Source organism: Shewanella sp. 1180_01, from assembly GCF_052850535.1.
Window position 1 is genome coordinate 103,103 of sequence record NZ_VXCT01000005.1, and the last position, 16,805, is coordinate 119,907.

At 46.1% G+C, this 16,805-nt stretch carries 13 protein-coding genes; 4 read left to right on the forward strand and 9 right to left on the reverse strand.

The features are described from left to right. Positions 1-84: 84 nt before the first annotated feature. The 3 genes from gltS to folX all read right to left on the reverse strand — a co-directional run bounded on the left by gltS (position 85) and on the right by folX (position 3,180). Positions 85-1,308: a sodium/glutamate symporter gene (gene gltS / locus FW758_RS04950; protein ID WP_006082169.1), complete on the reverse strand. Its 1,224-nt coding sequence runs from the start codon at positions 1,306-1,308 to the stop codon at positions 85-87. A gap of 529 nt (positions 1,309-1,837) precedes the next feature. Continuing rightward, on the reverse strand, positions 1,838-2,731 hold the full coding sequence (locus FW758_RS04955) for a TIGR01777 family oxidoreductase (RefSeq protein WP_432396874.1): 894 nt from the start codon (positions 2,729-2,731) through the stop codon (positions 1,838-1,840). Between the two features lie 86 nt (positions 2,732-2,817). After that, positions 2,818-3,180, reverse strand: a complete 363-nt coding sequence (folX, locus tag FW758_RS04960) for a dihydroneopterin triphosphate 2'-epimerase (protein WP_006082167.1) — start codon at positions 3,178-3,180, stop codon at positions 2,818-2,820. A 98-nt stretch (positions 3,181-3,278) separates the two neighbouring features. On the opposite strand from folX, the gene FW758_RS04965 reads away from it, so the two are divergent. Next, positions 3,279-4,388, forward strand: coding sequence for an AI-2E family transporter (locus tag FW758_RS04965; RefSeq protein ID WP_446444798.1), 1,110 nt, complete (start codon positions 3,279-3,281; stop codon positions 4,386-4,388). 6 nt (positions 4,389-4,394) lie between these two features. Beyond that, the gene (locus tag FW758_RS04970; protein ID WP_446444799.1) at positions 4,395-5,312 is read left to right on the forward strand and encodes a class I SAM-dependent methyltransferase; all 918 of its coding nucleotides are present in this window, start codon (positions 4,395-4,397) and stop codon (positions 5,310-5,312) included. A gap of 263 nt (positions 5,313-5,575) precedes the next feature. Here FW758_RS04970 and FW758_RS04975 read toward each other — a convergent pair whose 3' ends face one another. The 4 genes from FW758_RS04975 to ackA form a co-directional block, all read right to left on the reverse strand. Beyond that, positions 5,576-5,800 (reverse strand): hypothetical protein, encoded by a 225-nt coding sequence (locus FW758_RS04975; RefSeq protein WP_446444800.1) that lies wholly within the window; start codon positions 5,798-5,800, stop codon positions 5,576-5,578. A 629-nt stretch (positions 5,801-6,429) separates the two neighbouring features. After that, on the reverse strand, positions 6,430-6,864 hold the full coding sequence (locus FW758_RS04980; protein ID WP_226060367.1) for a hypothetical protein: 435 nt from the start codon (positions 6,862-6,864) through the stop codon (positions 6,430-6,432). 482 nt (positions 6,865-7,346) lie between these two features. After that, complete coding sequence (gene pta, locus FW758_RS04985; protein ID WP_446444801.1) at positions 7,347-9,500, reverse strand: phosphate acetyltransferase; 2,154 nt, start codon at positions 9,498-9,500, stop codon at positions 7,347-7,349. 112 nt (positions 9,501-9,612) lie between these two features. Continuing rightward, positions 9,613-10,812, reverse strand: coding sequence for an acetate kinase (ackA, locus tag FW758_RS04990; RefSeq protein WP_446444802.1), 1,200 nt, complete (start codon positions 10,810-10,812; stop codon positions 9,613-9,615). Between the two features lie 141 nt (positions 10,813-10,953). On the opposite strand from ackA, the gene yfbV reads away from it, so the two are divergent. After that, on the forward strand, positions 10,954-11,397 hold the full coding sequence (gene yfbV / locus FW758_RS04995) for a terminus macrodomain insulation protein YfbV (RefSeq protein WP_086010619.1): 444 nt from the start codon (positions 10,954-10,956) through the stop codon (positions 11,395-11,397). A gap of 44 nt (positions 11,398-11,441) precedes the next feature. Here yfbV and pflA read toward each other — a convergent pair whose 3' ends face one another. Together pflA and pflB are read right to left on the reverse strand one after the other, a co-directional pair. After that, complete coding sequence (gene pflA, locus FW758_RS05000; protein ID WP_063884797.1) at positions 11,442-12,182, reverse strand: pyruvate formate lyase 1-activating protein; 741 nt, start codon at positions 12,180-12,182, stop codon at positions 11,442-11,444. Positions 12,183-12,245: 63 nt separating this feature from the next. Beyond that, complete coding sequence (pflB, locus tag FW758_RS05005; protein WP_311988652.1) at positions 12,246-14,528, reverse strand: formate C-acetyltransferase; 2,283 nt, start codon at positions 14,526-14,528, stop codon at positions 12,246-12,248. Positions 14,529-15,800: 1,272 nt separating this feature from the next. On the opposite strand from pflB, the gene focA reads away from it, so the two are divergent. Then, positions 15,801-16,793, forward strand: coding sequence for a formate transporter FocA (focA, locus tag FW758_RS05010; protein ID WP_446444803.1), 993 nt, complete (start codon positions 15,801-15,803; stop codon positions 16,791-16,793). The last annotated feature ends 12 nt before the right edge of the window (positions 16,794-16,805 follow it).

Genomic DNA, 16,805 nt, shown 5'->3' on the forward strand with positions numbered 1-16,805 from the left:
TAAAGAAGGGCGCCGAATGAGGCGCCCTTTTGTTAGCTGGTTGATTCAATGATGCTTTACTTTAAGCAACGTCTTCAAAAGCGACTACTTCATAAAGCTCAGATAGCCCTGCAAGACAATCAAGTTAACGATGTCGATAAAGAAAGCCCCGACGATAGGCACAACCATAAAGGCTTGGGGCGACGGCCCTGTGCGCGAGACGAGCGCGCCCATGTTCATTACCGCCGTAGGTGTTGCGCCCATACCAAAGCCGCAGTGGCCGCCAGTGATCACCGCCGCATCGTAATTACTGCCCATCACTTTGAATGTCACGAAATAGGCGAACACCGCCAGTACTGCGGTTTGCACCAGTAAGATGACGAGCAGCGGGATGGCTAAATCAAAAATCTCCCATAGCTTTAAGGTCATCAAAGCCATAGAAAGGAACAGTGACAAAGCGACTGTGCCTATGACATCGATACTTTCAGTATGGGGCTTATAGCCGCGGGTGAGTTCGGTGATATTGGCGATGATAACGCCAAGGAAGAGAGCATAAACAAAGTCGGGCATTTTGAGCCAAGCTATGCCCGATTGGCTGATCCACAGCGTGAGCCATTTTGAGCCTGCAACACACAGCAGCAGTACAAACAGGGTTTCTAATATGGTTTTGGCTGTGACTTGATCTTCTTCTAACTGATCGTAAGTCACTAAATGCGGATGTTCACTGTGATGCTTGCGACCAATCCCATAGCGAGAAACAAGATTATGTTTACCGATTAATCGCTGCGCAACGGGGCCACCTATAATTCCGCCCATGATTAAGCCAAAGGTCGCAGCGGCCATAGCAAACTCTAAAGTGTTGATACCGTAGTTTTCCGCAAAGGTTTGTGACCAAGCGACGCCCGTTCCATGGCCACCCGACAGGGTAATTGACCCTGCGATAAGGCCCATAATCGGGTCTAGCCCTAACAGATTAGCTAAACTCACGCCGACGGCATTTTGGATAACAATATAAATCGAGGCAACACCCAGAAAGATAAAGACTTTTTTACCACCGCTGAGTAACAGCTTGTAGTTTGCCGAGAGGCCAATCGTGCTGAAAAACATCAGCATTAAGGTATTTTGCAGCGATAAGCTGAAGTCGAGACTGATATTTTGAAAGTGAAGAAATGCGACACCCGCGGCGACAACGAGGCCACCCACTATGGGTTCGGGGATATTATATTGCCTAAAGACACGTACATGGCGATTGATGGAGTGGCCGATAAACAGCACGAAAATGGCAATTAAAAATGATTCTAGCTCGCCAATCGTATAGGTCGTGTGCATGAAAATTCCTTACAAACTGTCTTAGTGTGGGCATTTCAGTGAGCACAATGCCCATTGAGGAGTCACCCATCTTGTTATTAAGTACCTGCTAATGCTGGATGTTAAGCGCTTGATGTCGAGGACAGATCAGTGTCAATCCGATAAAAATTTAAAGGATGAGTGAGCGCGAGTGTGTTTCGTTTTATGGTTTACAGGCCAAGAACAGCAGATTAAATAGCCTGTTCTTGAGCATAAATAACTGTCTATTTATGAGGTGTTGCTGAGTCTATCTGTGGTCAAGGTTGAGGCGATTAATGCGTGCCTCCTATGACCGAATGGAGGCGAGTTTAGCAGAAAAGTGTCGTAATGTCGCTAAATCACATTACAAATCATGATGTTATGATATTGTTTTTCTAGTGTTGCTAAAGTGGCACTTGTGCTTACGTCAACATCTAGCAAGCCTTAGCACCGAAATTCGTGCGCATTAGCGCCCGAATATGTCGATGTTTACAGCATGATTCCGCGGGATTGTTAGCATCAGCGTGCTAGCCTATTTGGCTAACACGTCGGTTAAGGCATTGTCGAGGTCACTGAATTGAAAGTGAAAACCGGCTTCGAGGGCGCGTTTAGGATAAACAAACTGTCCTTCGGTCAGCAGCTCCGACATTTCACCCATAGCCAAGCGTAATGCAAGCGGCGGGGTCGTGATAAGGGCAGGGCGATTGAGTGCTTTTCCAAGCGCTTTGGTAAACACAGCGTTACTGACTGGGTTGGGGGCCGTTGCGTTGAATACGCCTTTGCAATGTTCTTGGCTGAGTAAAAAGTCGATAAGGGAGATGAGATCTTGCACATGGATCCAGCTCATGCCTTGACGTCCATGACCAATTGGGCCACCGAGTCCGAGCTTAAAGGGCGGTAGCATTTTCTCTAATGCGCCGCCTTTTCCTAACACAATCCCGATACGGATAATGCAGACGCGGGTTTGTTCAGTATTTGCATTAAGCGCTTCTTGTTCCCATTTTCGGCAGATGTCATGGCTAAACTCAACATGGGCACCACTGGATTCATCGAGCAATTTATCATCATGTCGACCGTAATAACCCACTGCCGAACCACTCACCATGATCTTAGGCGGATTACTACTCTGCTGTATTAGCTGAGTTAATCTTGCCGTGATATCCCAACGGCTATCACAAATCCGCTGCTTCTGGTTTTTGCTCCAGCGCTTAGCGACGATCGGCTCGCCCGCAAGATTCACTATGGCGTCGATATGATTCAGGTCGCTCAGCGCATCGAGGCTCTCAAGGTAATGGTGCTGATTACCGAGTATTCTTTGCGTTTGTTGCACTGAACGCGTTAATAACGTCAGTTGATGATGGGGCGCCAATCGTTCGACTAATTGGCGGCCAATAAAGCCGCTTGCGCCAGTGATCAGTATATTCATGGAACCTCTCTTATCGGTTGAGCTCTGAGGATATATACCGAAATACGGTGTGCAACGATCACTTAATCTGGCTATTTCTAGCGAGATTATTTCTGATAACACAACTCCATAGAGACTGAATCAGCAAAGCGCAGGGCATGGGGTTTGTCGATTTCGACACTGGCAAATTCAACCCAAGGATGCTCACTGGCGATGGCCAGCGTTTGGCTGGTAAGATTTTCGAGTAATGAGAAACGGTTATTCTCAATCAGCTCAATGATCTTCTTGGTGATAGTGCGGTAATTGAGTGCATCCTCAACATTATCACTGTTACGGGCACGCTCGGCACAATAATGGATCACGACATTGATGATCACGTCTTGGCGATTTTGAATTTCATCTTCTTTAATGCCGATAAAAGTACGAAGTCTTAAGTTTTTAATGCGTATAATCGCGGTTTCTGGTTTCATAATGGCAAATGGCTATCTTAAGCTAAGGTTTCTGAGGTTAAGTGTGTTCTCGGGTTAGCCTAACAATTTTATCTAAGATCAAGAAGGATTTTTAATAAATGACGCGACCTAATGCGCCCTCCGCTGCTTACCGTGGCTTTGCGGTTATGGCCTTTGTAGTGATTATTTTGGCAGGGATTAAGGCGGCGAGCCCGATTGTGGTGCCGTTTGTGCTGTCCAGTTTTTTGGCGGTGATTTGTAATCCCGCGATTGGTTTAATGACAAAATTCCGTGTGCCTAAATGGCTTGCGGTGCTCCTCTTGATGGGCTTTATTGTGCTGATGGGCCTCTGGTTAGCCTCGGTTGTCGGTAGTTCAGTTAATGAGTTCTCCAAGCAATTGCCCCAATATCGGGTGCAGTTAGTCGAGCAATTTGCTTGGATATTAAATAAGTTACATTCCTTCAATATTCAGATTTCGAAGGATCAAGTGTTAGCGTATTTTGACCCTGGCATGGCCTTGTCTATGACGACGAATATGCTGTCGGGTGTTGGCAATGTGATGGCGAATTTATTTCTGATCATCTTAACCATCGTCTTTATGCTGTTTGAAGCCCAATCGTTACCCAAAAAATTGCATTTGGCGCTGGACGATCCCGATATGCGCCTCAAGCAGATTGACCGCTTTTTGCAATCGGTTAATCAGTACATGGTGATCAAGACGCTAGTGAGTTTAGCGACCGGGGTTATCGTCGGTGTCGGTTTAACCATTATTGGTGTGGATTACGCCATGCTATGGGCGGTGATCGCCTTCCTATTTAATTACATTCCCAATATCGGTTCTATCATCGCCGCCATTCCTGCGGTGTTATTAGCCTTCATTCAGCTTGGCCCTGCGGCAGCGGGCGGTACTGCGCTTTTGTATGTTGGTGCCAACATGGTGATGGGCAATATGATTGAACCTAAATTTATGGGCCGCGGCTTAGGCTTATCGACTTTAGTGGTGTTTTTATCGTTAATTTTTTGGGGCTGGTTGCTAGGTTCTGTCGGCATGTTGCTGTCGGTGCCGCTGACTATGGTGGTTAAAATTGCCCTCGAATCGAGTAAAAGTGGTAACTGGTTAGCCATTTTATTATCGGACGATGTTGACGATAAGTTCGTGGCCAGCAACACGGAAAACTCAAGTTCCGATGGCGATGACGCCGATATAAGTACAACAGAGAGTAAGTAATAGAAGATGCAAAGTTTTATACAAGCGCTAGCGACAATTGAATTAGGTGATGATGCAGTGCGGTTATTTCACGGCCGCGGAGGACACTACGCGGGTTGTGAACACCTATGTTTAGATTGGTTTGCGCCAGTGCTATTGCTGACCAGTTTCACTCCCTTAGCCGATGACGATTTAGCCACATGCCAGCAGGCCATTGCGGCGCGTTGGCAGGCCATTCGTGCTGATAGCCAACTGAATTTAGTCTACCAATACCGCAGTGCGGGCGAGACCTTTACTCAAGTGCTGCAAGGCGAAGTGCCTGAGCCGCATATTGTTAGTGAAAATGGCGCACGCTTTCAGGTGCATTTAATGCGCGGACAAAACCACGGTTTATTCCTCGATATGGCCAACGGCCGCGAGTGGGTGAGAGCAAATGCCCGCTATAAAAAAGTGCTTAATTTATTTGCCTATACCTGTGGTTTCTCGGTGGCGGCATTGCAAGGCGGCGCCGATGAAGTGGTCAATATGGACATGAGCAAAGGCGCATTAGGCATAGGCAAACAGAATCATTTGCTGAATGGCTTTAGTGCGGGAGCACGTTTTTTAGGCCATGATATTTTTAAATCTTGGGGCAAACTGAAAAAGCTCGGTCCCTACGACATTATTGTGGCCGATCCACCGAGCAATCAAAAGGGCAGTTTTGTCGCGACTAAGGATTATGTACGTTTAATCAGGCGCTTACCTGAGTTACTTGCCGATAATGGTGAAGTGTTACTCTGCCTCAATGCACCCGAGCTCGATACCACTTTCCTACGCCAGCAGGTCGCAGATGCGGCGCCAGCACTCGAATACATAGAGCGCTTAGCCAATCCGCCAGCATTTATGGATGTGTCTGAAGAGAAGTCGCTTAAGGTGCTGCGTTACCGTTTATCGGCTCAAACCTAGTCTTGATTTAGCTTAATAGGCCAGTTTTAACTGGCCTTTTTTGTCGGTTTTTAATGAAGCTAAATGGAAAATTTAATTGCTGATTTTAAAAGTGCAACAAATATGGATGTGCAAACTCAAGACAAGCTTGCAGTTAGATTAGGTTAAGTGTTTAGCTTTCTACGCGGTCACTTGTTTATGAGCAAATTGTTACTGAGCAAATGGCTACTCAGTAAATTATCACTCAGTTATATAATCGCCCAATCATTCGCTTAAACGCTCCGTCAGTAGCTTAATCGTTCAGAGAGCTGCGATTGTCCAAAGGTTTCAATCACTTTACTGACTTGATGTTGATCTAAGTGTTTGAGGGCGGAAATTTCATCATAAAGCCTGTCCTGAACATCTAATGGCATATTCATGTGTTCCATAAACATGCGGATCCCTAATATATCGCCGTGGCTAAATAATGTCGTTAGTGTGGTGGCTTCAAGCTCAATAAGTGCGTTCATATCTTACCTCCTACTCGCGTCATTACTTAATTGATAGCAGCTAGCGTCACACTTCCCTAGATTCATTGTTTGTAAGCGATTTCTGTTAATAGCGTTTGTGCATATAGGGCAGCATTTAAATGGCGTCATGGGCGGCTAAATATCATCGTCAAAGATGAAAGGCTTTCAGCTTTCGGTACAGGTTTTAAGCTTTATAAGTGATAACACGCCTTAAATGTCATCGAGGAAGAAACAAAACTGAAAGTTTTCTGTAATTATAGTTTTGGCTTTGTTATACTCCTGCCCACGGAATATATCCCTTTCCTCATAGGCAAAATGTCAGCATAGAATGACATGCCTCTGCGACCTTACCCAATCAAGCAGGAGTTGTTATGGAAGTTCATGAATACGAAAATGCTTATTATCAAGTGAAAGACGATGTACTGACGTCTTTACCTGCTGAAAGCGAAGAAGAAGTGATCCAGGCCTAATCGATAACGATTAGACTGACGGTACTTATGAGTCGGACGTAACAAAACAAGCACATTGAAATAGCAACCTTAGGGTTGCTATTTTTTTAGCTGAAATCGGCGCTAGGATTGAGCACATGACAAGACATGCACAATAAAAGTGGCGAGCGGGAAGGGAGATTAACCGTTTACTTTGCGCTTTTCTGGCATCAGCTCGACGATAGTCCACTTACTGCCAATCTTGTGAAGACGTATGGTCCTGTCATCAATCCACGGCTGACCGCCTTTAAGCCCTTTCATTTTGATCACGACAATGACATCTTTGGTAAATTTACGGAAAAAGTCGATATCGATATCATCAATTTCCATTTCAACATTGGTCATCGACAGGCCGAGCATATTGCGCTGCACTGCGGCGGCAATATAGTAATGGGTGAGCACTTGTTTAATTGGCTCATCGACAAATTGCTTGGCTTGTTCAACATCGCGATCGACATAAATCGCTTTAAAAAAGCCTAAGCTCACTTCTTCGGGCGATAACTGGCGTTGATTTTCCGTCGATGGATCGCCACAACCAAAGAGGAACAGCAGGGAGATAAATAATAGAGTTCGCATAAATTTTAGTTATTGGAATTTGTTCTGAGTATCGCGATTTTAGCTCTAATGCACAAGTTTTGTCGTTATTTGCGATCTATTGGGAAAATGCGTTGACTCAAGCCTATTGAGTGTGGCATATAGTTAGAAGGCATATAAAAAGGTTATCCACAGAAACTGTGGAAAACTATGTTGAAGACTTCAGTGATACTTTGTAAGTCACTGATATTATCTTGCTTTATCTGCTGGTTAAAAAGTGACGCTTTTCAGTTTTCCGCCATGTTCCACTTTAACTTGTGGATATTTTTCGCTGTTTGCTCACCTTATTCACACCGCTTAATTCGTTTCTCCTCGTATTTAGTCTGCGTATTTTTGCCATGTTGGCTTTGCTATTGAGCCATTGTCGCAGCGCGATAGCCTTGCTTAAGCTAAATTTGAGCATAAAAAAAGCACCGGTCAGTACCAGTGCTTTTTGCGCGTAACGCTATGCAGATTTCGCTGTGTTAGCCTTTAGCTGCGTCGTTTTGTGCTGCTTGAATTGCCGTTAGGGCGATAGTGTAGACGATATCATCGACTAACGCGCCGCGAGATAAGTCGTTCACAGGTTTGCGCATACCTTGCAGCATAGGACCGATACTGATCAGGTCCGCGCTTCGCTGTACAGCCTTGTAAGTCGTGTTGCCGGTATTGAGGTCTGGGAACACGAAAACGGTGGCTTGGCCAGCGACAGGACTATCAGGTGCCTTAGAGCGAGCAACATTTGGCATAACCGCCGCATCGTATTGCAATGGACCATCAATAATCAGATCTGGACGTTTTTCTTTGGCGATACGCGTTGCTTCACGCACTTTATCCACATCTGAACCTGTGCCTGAGTTACCGGTTGAGTAGCTGATCATCGCCACTCTTGGCTCAATACCGAAGGCTTTTGCTGATTCCGCTGATTGGATGGCGATATCGGCTAATTGCTCTGCATTGGGATCTGGGTTAATTGCGCAGTCACCGTAAACAAGCACTTGATCTGGCATCAACATAAAGAAGATGGACGAAACAAGGCTTGAGCCCGGTGCCGTTTTGATCAATTGCAGTGGTGGACGAATGGTATTGGCTGTGGTGTTAACCGCGCCAGATACAATACCGTCAACTTCGTTTTGCGCCAGCATCATAGTGCCAAGCACCATGTTGTCTTCTAACTGTTCACGGGCAACGACTTCCGTTAAGCCTTTGCTGCGACGCAGTTCCAACATAGGTTCTACGTAACTGTCGCGCACCTCTTCTGGATCGATAATGATCACGCCTTCGCCCAGAACCACATCTTGCTGTGCGGCGATACGCAGGATTTCATCTTTTTTACCTAAAAGCACACAGCGAGCGATACCGCGTTCGGCACAAATGGCCGCCGCTTTAATGGTACGTGGCTCATCACCTTCTGGCAGCACCACAGTCTTGTGGGCGGCGCGCGCCAATTCCGTGAGTTTGTAACGGAAAGCGGGTGGTGACAGGCGATGCTCACGGGGCGAGTTTTTAGTGACGCTTTCAATCCAAGTTTGGTCGATGTGACTGGCCACATAATCCTGCACCAGATCAATACGAACCGCGTCATCTACGGGGACTTCATGGTCGAAACGTTGAATGTTGAGCGAGGTTTGCCAAGTGTTGCTGTCGATTAAGAACACAGGTAAACCTGTTTCAAAGGCCTGCTCACACAGCTTAAGAATTTCTGGCTCTGGCTCGTAGCTACCCGTCAACAGTAGGGCACCAATTTTCACGCCGTTCATGGCCGCAAGACAGGCTGATACAATGACATCTGAGCGATCGCCTGAGGTCACAAGTAATGAATCAGTCTTAATATGGGTCACCATATTAGGGATACTGCGGGCACAGAACGTCACTTTACGCAGACGACGAGTATGCATTTCGCCGGCATTAAGAATGCGTGCGCTTAAATGCTTCGCCAGATCCGAGGCGCGTGGTGCAACAAGATCGAGGTTGTATGGCACGCTGCCTAAAATACGCAGTGGGCTTTTACCTGGCATTTGGAACATGCTGGCCGCATCAGAGCGTTGAACACCTTGGTGATCAAAGACTTCAGAGAGATCAGGGCGCGCGCGACCTTCGTCGTCAACGGGGGCACCAATCTTGTTGATTACAGCGCCAATCAGGCGTTTGTTCTTTTTTCCGCCCCAAGAGTTGTAGGCGATTTCAAGGCGGTTCATCAACCCAGTTGAAGTATCGCTACCCGGCGTGGCAATAAAAATCACGTCTGCATCCATGGCTTTAGCGATGGCATAGTTCACATCGTCGGCAAAGGGATGGTTACGGGTTGGCACTAAACCTTCAACAATTAAGGTCTCAGTGTTGCTGGCGCAATCGGACGCACGGGCAATGATTTGCTCCATTAATACGTCGGTTTGGTCAGCACGAATTAAGGCTTCGGCATGGGCCATGTCGAAGGGCTCTAACGGATTCACCGTCGGCGATTTGCTCAGAATAGTGGTTGAGCGTTCTGGGCCGTTATCATTAGGTCTAAGTTGGGAAATCGGCTTAAAGAACTGAACTTTAACTCCGTGGCGCTCCAGTGCGCGAACCATCCCAAGGCTTAAGGAGGTCAGGCCGACTCCGGTACCTATGGGGATTAACATAATATTACGAGACATAAAAACCTCTAGTTTCGATGGTTTTTGGCAGAAGAGTTTCTGCAAATTTGCTTGTGAGTATGGCTATGTAAAGCGTAAAGCCGTTTGGGTGAGCAAACGGCTTAGGTCATTCTTATTTGTTGATCAGTTTAATTGAATCTTCGGCGATAACCCATTCTTCGTTCGTTGGGATCACCATGGCAATCGTGCCTTTATCTTGAGTGATGATGCCTTTCTTACCGAAACGTGCCGCTTTGTTGCGTTCGCTATCAACACGGAAATTGAAGATTTCCAGCATGTTGAGTACTTTTTCACGGATTAAGTCTGAGTTTTCACCAATGCCGCCGGTGAAGACGACTGCATCTAAACGGCCCAGTGGCACAGTGTAAGAGGCGATGTATTTGGCTAAACGGTAGCAGAAGATTTCTAAGGCTAAGGTCGCGCCTTTATGACCGTCGGCGTAACCTTCTTCGATGCCACGACAATCGTTAGTCAGCTCGGAAATACCCAGCAGACCACTTTGCTTGTTCATCAGGTTATTCACTTCTTCTAAGGTGTAACCCAGTTGATGAACTAAGTGATAGATGATTGAAGGGTCAATATCGCCACAACGTGTGCCCATGACCAAACCTTCTAATGGGGTTAAACCCATAGACGTGTCGACACTTTTGCCGCCTTTGATAGCCGTGACTGACGCGCCGTTGCCCAAGTGAGCACAGATAACGTTGGTTTCTTCAATGGGCTTGTTGAGCATTTTTGCCGCTTCACGGCTAACGAATAAATGACTCGTGCCATGCATGCCATAACGACGGATACCGTGTTCACGGTATAACTTGTAAGGCAGGGCGTAGACATAAGCTCTGTCTGGCATACTTTGGTGGAAAGCGGTATCAAATACAGCAACATGTGGCAATTTAGGGAAAGAGGCAATGGCTGCACGGATGCCGATAAGGTGAGCAGGATTGTGCAGGGGGGCTAGTGAAGCACAATCTTCGATACCTTTGATCACGCTTTCGTCGATGATCACAGAGCGAGTGAACTTTTCACCGCCGTGAACGATACGGTGGCCAACGGCTTGAATTTTCGCAGCTAATTCAGGCTGTTCCGCAAGGATTTTATTAACAATGTATTCAACTGCTTCACGGTGAGCCGTAAATGCGCCTAGGGCCGCTTCATGTTTTTCGCCGTTGATTTTCCATTTAATGCGCGAGTCTTCTAAACCAAAACATTCGGCTAAGCCAGAAATTTGATCGTCACCTGTTTGCGCGTCAATGACGGCAAATTTGAGAGAAGAGCTACCGCAATTGAGAACTAAAACCAGATTATTTGACATGTGTAAACCCTTTGCCATTGTGTTTAATATAACGATTCAAAAAAATTAGGATCTGCGGTGTTTTTACCATAACAGTCTTGGGGCGATTCGCCAGATTGTGCTATGGTAAAAGCAGTATTCCATTGTAGTTGGTGTCTAAAATTGAGCATTAAGATCCTCAAAACCTTAGGTGATGGTCATCAATATATGAAGACTTGGCCTATGGTTAGACAACTGGGTTTTTATTTCCCTGAGTATCGGGTCGTCCGAGCTACTCAGCTCGCCATACTGGTGATGCCAGTGTTGGCGTTTTTTGTGAGTATGAGCCAGCTGTATATTCACGGTTGGGCATTTCTGCCCCAAGCTGTCACTCTCGGTTTATTTTTCATCAGCTTACCGTTACAGGGGCTGCTGTGGTTAGGTTGGCGAGCGCGCCATCCATTACCGTTAACGCTGTTCGACTGGAGTAACCAGTTGAGTGCGAAGTTGTCGTCCATGGGTATCAATTGCCAAACTTTAGGCGCTAAAGCCTGTTATCTCGATATGGCACTGATTTTAAAAATAGCCTTTGAGCGTTTAGATGCCAGTTATTGGGAAGAACTTTAGGCCGTTGCCGCTGTTATCCGTTTTGGCTTTTCTATTACTGTGGATTAATAAATCGCGTTAATCCCTTGCCCAACAAATACGGCTTTGATCTTTTCCATGGTTTCTCGGCTCGGTGGTGATATACCATCGAGTTGATAGCTTTCGCCCATGGCTTCCCACTTGTGTTTACCTAATTCGTGATAGGGTAGCAATTCTACCTTTTCAATGTTTTTCATGGGCTTGATAAACTCGGCCAGTTGTAATGCCGATGCTTCATCGTCGGTAAATCCGCCCACCACCACATACCGTATCCAAGTCGCTTGATTACGCTCTGCCAAATACTGCGCAAATTGCAATGTTCTATGGTTGCTGACTTTGGTTAACTCAATATGTTTTTCATCGTCCATGTGCTTGATATCGAGCAAGACCAAGTCAGTGTGGTCGAGTAACTCATCAATCACTGGCGTGTACTTACGTACAAAACCATTGGTATCTAAACAGGTATGAATACCTTCTTGCTGACAGGCTGTGAATAATTCGGCGACGAATTCTGCCTGTAAAATGGCTTCACCACCACTGGCCGTAACACCACCATTGCTGGCATCGAGAAAAGGCCGATAGCTGATGATTTGACTCATTAACTCATCGACCAGAACTTCTTTTCCGCCATCAAGATCCCAAGTGTCACGGTTGTGGCAATATTGGCAGCGCATTAAACAGCCTTGCATAAAGGTGATAAACCGTATGCCTGGACCATCGACTGTGCCAAAGGATTCCACCGAGTGGATCCGACCGATAACTGCCATTGTGACTCCTGTTAAAATAAGTGAGGCTGTAGCACAGTGTACTACAGCCTTGACTAATTTAGCTTACAGACCTTTTGTGAATGTACGCGTGATCACATCTTGCTGCTGTTCTGGCGTCAGTGAGTTGAAGCGCACTGCATAGCCAGAAACACGGATGGTCAGCTGTGGATACTTGTCTGGATGCTTAACAGCATCTTCGAGCATCTCGCGGTTCATCACGTTGACGTTCAAGTGTTGGCCACCTTCTTTTTTGTCATTGTGGTCGAAGTATCCGTCCATCAATGCCGCTAAGTTGGTACGGCGAGCATCATCATCTTTACCAAGCGCATTTGGCACGATTGAGAAGGTATAAGAGATACCATCTTGAGCGTGGGCAAATGGGAGTTTTGCCACTGAGGTTAAAGAAGCGATTGCGCCTTTTTCATCACGGCCATGCATAGGGTTTGCACCCGGTGCAAATGGCGCACCTGAACGACGACCATCAGGTGTGTTACCGGTTTTCTTACCATAAACCACGTTTGAGGTGATGGTCAGAATTGACTGAGTTGGGATCGCATTGCGATACATTTTACGGTCGCGAATTTTCGCCATAAAACGTTCAACTAAATCACAGGCGATATCATCAACACGTGGGTCGTTGTTACCAAATTTTGGATAGTCACCGCTAATTTCGAAATCAACTGCAATGCCGTTTTCATCACGAACAGGTTTTACTGTGGCGAATTTGATGGCAGACAGTGAGTCGGCAGCGATAGACAGACCCGCAATACCACAAGCCATAGTGCGACGTACGTCTCTGTCGTGCAGTGCCATTAGCGCCGCTTCGTAAGAGTACTTGTCGTGCATGAAGTGGATTGAGTTCAGTGCAGTGACATATTGAGTCGCTAACCAATCCATTAAACCGTCTAAGCGATTCATCACGTCGTCGTAGTTTAATACGGCGTCAGTGATAGGGTCTGCTTTAGGGGCAACTTGGATTTTCAGCTTTTCGTCAACGCCGCCGTTAATCGCATACAACATAGTTTTAGCTAAGTTGGCGCGGGCACCGAAGAACTGCATGTGTTTACCCACAACCATTGGGCTTACACAACAGGCGATAGCATAGTCGTCTGATTGGAAATCTGGACGCATTAGGTCATCGTTTTCATATTGGATTGAGCTAGTGTCAATAGACACTTTGGCGCAATATTTTTTGAAGCCGATGGGCAGTTTATCTGACCACAATACTGTGATGTTTGGCTCTGGACTTGGACCCATAGTGTAAAGGGTGTTCAAGAAACGGAAGCTTGATTTAGTCACTAACGTACGGCCATCTAAGCCCATACCGCCGATTGACTCAGTCGCCCAAATTGGGTCGCCAGAGAACAATTCATCGTATTCTGGAGTACGTAGGAAACGTACCATACGCAGTTTCATCACGAAATGGTCAATCATTTCCTGAGCTTGTTGCTCAGTTAAGGTGCCATTTTTCAGATCGCGTTCAATATAGATGTCGAGGAATGAAGAGGTACGGCCTAATGACATCGCCGCGCCGTTTTGGCTTTTCACTGCGGCTAAGTAACCGAAGTAAGTCCATTGAATAGCTTCTTGTGCAGTGGTCGCTGGGCGAGAAATATCGCAGCCATATTTGGCAGCCATTTTCTTCATTTGACCTAGTGCACGGTGTTGCTCAGCGATTTCTTCACGTAATTGGATAACATTTGATAATTCTTCACCCGCTTCGAACTGCGCTTGCAGTGAAGTGAATTGGGCAAACTTATCTTTCATTAGGTAATCGATACCGTAAAGTGCAACACGGCGATAGTCACCAATGATACGGCCACGGCCATAAGCATCAGGTAAACCTGTTAAAATACCTGATTTACGGCAAGCCATAATTTCTGGGGTGTAAACATCGAACACACCTTGGTTATGGGTTTTACGCAGTTCTGAATAGATGTATTTAACGTCTTCATCTAGCACGCGGTCGTAGGCGGCGCATGAGCTTTCCACCATACGAATACCACCGTTAGGCAACATAGCGCGTTTTAGCGGCGCATCTGTTTGTAAGCCAACGATAGTTTCTAATTCTTTGTTGATGTAGCCAGCGTCGTGGGAAGTGATGGTTGAAACCATCTTAGTGTCGAAATCAACAGGCGCGTGGGTACGGTTTTCCTGTTTGATGCCTTCCATGACTTTATCCCACAATTTTGTGGTCGCTTCGGTGGCGCCAGCGAGGAAGGACTCGTCGCCTTCAAAAGGCGCGTAGTTTTGTTGGATAAAGTCACGTACATTGACTTCAGATTTCCAATCGCCAGGAGTAAAGCCTTCCCATGCGTTGGCAAACAGTTCAGTTTTGTCGGTCATCGTACTAATACCTTCTGGTTGAGATAAAAGGTTATTGGCGATCAGCGTTAAGCAATGCTGAGTATAAGCCAATAGCTAATTCCTGAAATAAAGCTCCCTTCATGATGACGCCCTATGATGGGAACTGGATTTTGAAGCGCTCGTCACTCCAAAAGTCTGTCTATTGATACCCGATAAGATGACAAATATTCGCTTACTTTGATTATCGGCTACCGATCAATCTCTTTTATAATTGGTAAGACCAATTGTCCATGAGCATATTAACATAGGTCTGTCGCTATCGCATCTTAAACGGATTGGTTTGTGCTCGCTTAATCCCAAATTTGCTAGCTAGGTAGCATTTTTTTACCACAATTAGGAATACAGCACGCTTTTCAACTTGGTGTGACATTCAAACCTATGACTTCTTAAATCAATAAACCTATGGTTGCTGTGATTTACTGTCCCCCTTTATCTAGGAGAAATCTATCCTCGTATAGATTGATTTTTGCTGGGGTTGCGTGATGGCCGGATAAGCAGGGTATGGCAGTGGCTGTTGTGTTCGTGACGTAGAAACAAGCTCCTTGTTAGCTATTTGTATTAATTGTAGTTTATTCGCTAATCTCGTTGATGCTTAGGGAATGGCATAGGGTTATCCCCACTGGCCAAACGCTAATGCCTGAATTCCGCTAAAAAACATAAAAGAGTGGCTGAGCAAGGCTTTTGCTACTCATCAGGCATGTTGTCGCTTGCTGCTGGGCTAAACTGTCAATACTGAGGCGTGGAGCGCTGGCGGAGTCAATCCAGTGGATATCGAAGCGTGCGAGTCAATCGATTTCCACATCTATGCTTCACTGCAAAATCAATGCTTCACGACTGAGTAGAGCTGAGTTTACTGAAGCTGATTTTGTGATCCGTTTGATCGCGAGTTTGAGCATCAGTGTGCTCGCGTGTTGCATAAGCTTAAGCTGGAGACGAGCTATTTTGGTGTTATGGACAACCTAAATAGCATGTCATTCTGATGGCTAAAACTGACCGCTATTGGTAAGACCAATTAACCTTTTGTGTTTTTGGCTTCAAAGTTTTCACATTTTTGGTGTGAATAACATCACGCTTTAGCAATATCTACTTCACAGCATTAGCGCGTTGTATGGTACAAAGCGAGACTTTAGTGAATCATCATTTTCAGCAAATCAACATCTCGGTTTTGATTCGTGCTATCTGCGCAACGGCGCTGCAGGAGAGATATATGCTACGCATTCAAGTCTGTTTATCTGAAGTTGGAGTCATGCAATGAAAAGCCCAAATCCATCATCAACCCCAACGGTGACAAACACTGCCCACGAAGCACCACAGGTTTCAGCGCACTTTAGTTGTTATAATCAGGCGGAAATTTACGGTACCAGCAAAGTGGTTAAAGCGCCTTGGCAATCCTTTGGCCTGGCTGTGTTTGCTGGCGCCTTCATCGCCTTAGCTTTTGTATTTTATCTGACCGTGACCACAGGTGCTGGCGATGCGTCTTGGGGCTTAGTTCGTTTCGTTGGTGGGATAGCCTTTAGTTTAGGCCTAATTTTAGTGGTTGTTTGCGGCGGCGAGCTGTTCACCAGTTCAGTACTCAGTACCGTCGCTTGGGCACAAAAACAGGTCTCTGGCGCAGAATTACTCAAGTGTTGGTGCCGAGTTTATGCGGGCAATTTTGTCGGCGCTGTACTGATGGTTTGCTTAATCACAGCCGCGGGCATGTATGAACTCGATGGTGGTCACTGGGGATTAAATGCCCTTAAAGTGGCGCAACACAAACTGCATCACACTTGGATCCAAGCTTTTAGCTTAGGCATTTTGTGTAACATGTTGGTGTGTTTAGGCGTGTGGATGACCTTCGCCAGCCGTGATGTGTTGACTAAATCCCTACTGTTGATCTTACCTGTGGCCATGTTCGTCAGCAGCGGTTTTGAACATAGTATCGCTAACCTGTTTATGGTGCCTATGGGCATGATGATCCAATCTATCGCCAGCCCAGAATTCTTCACATCTTTAGGTGTGACTCAAGAGCAGTTTGCCGATTTAACCGTGGCTAACTTTATATTCAACAACTTAATCCCAGTCACCCTAGGCAATATTGTCGGCGGCGGTGTGATTGTGGGTTTAGGTTATTGGTGGATAGAGCAGGGGAAAACGACGTCAAGCGATCCACACAAAGCTCACCATGAGCACTTTTCAGCGCCCCATTCACATACCGAAAAACCTCAACATGCGAGTGAAATCAAGCTGACGAAGCATTCCTAAAACGTCTTTAAT

What these genes read in the sequence shown, in the direction of transcription:
- folX (WP_006082167.1), bottom strand. Translation starts at nt 3,180, where the DNA reads ATGAAACCAGAAACCGCGATTATACGCATTAAAAACTTAAGACTTCGT.
- pflA (WP_063884797.1), bottom strand. Translation starts at nt 12,182, where the DNA reads ATGGCAGTTATCGGTCGGATCCACTCGGTGGAATCCTTTGGCACAGTC.
- FW758_RS04980 (WP_226060367.1), bottom strand. Translation starts at nt 6,864, where the DNA reads ATGCGAACTCTATTATTTATCTCCCTGCTGTTCCTCTTTGGTTGTGGC.
- pflB (WP_311988652.1), bottom strand. Translation starts at nt 14,528, where the DNA reads ATGACCGACAAAACTGAACTGTTTGCCAACGCATGGGAAGGCTTTACT.
- focA (WP_446444803.1), top strand. Translation starts at nt 15,801, where the DNA reads ATGAAAAGCCCAAATCCATCATCAACCCCAACGGTGACAAACACTGCC.
- FW758_RS04955 (WP_432396874.1), bottom strand. Translation starts at nt 2,731, where the DNA reads ATGAATATACTGATCACTGGCGCAAGCGGCTTTATTGGCCGCCAATTA.
- pta (WP_446444801.1), bottom strand. Translation starts at nt 9,500, where the DNA reads ATGTCTCGTAATATTATGTTAATCCCCATAGGTACCGGAGTCGGCCTG.
- gltS (WP_006082169.1), bottom strand. Translation starts at nt 1,308, where the DNA reads ATGCACACGACCTATACGATTGGCGAGCTAGAATCATTTTTAATTGCC.
- FW758_RS04965 (WP_446444798.1), top strand. Translation starts at nt 3,279, where the DNA reads ATGACGCGACCTAATGCGCCCTCCGCTGCTTACCGTGGCTTTGCGGTT.
- FW758_RS04970 (WP_446444799.1), top strand. Translation starts at nt 4,395, where the DNA reads ATGCAAAGTTTTATACAAGCGCTAGCGACAATTGAATTAGGTGATGAT.
- FW758_RS04975 (WP_446444800.1), bottom strand. Translation starts at nt 5,800, where the DNA reads ATGAACGCACTTATTGAGCTTGAAGCCACCACACTAACGACATTATTT.
- ackA (WP_446444802.1), bottom strand. Translation starts at nt 10,812, where the DNA reads ATGTCAAATAATCTGGTTTTAGTTCTCAATTGCGGTAGCTCTTCTCTC.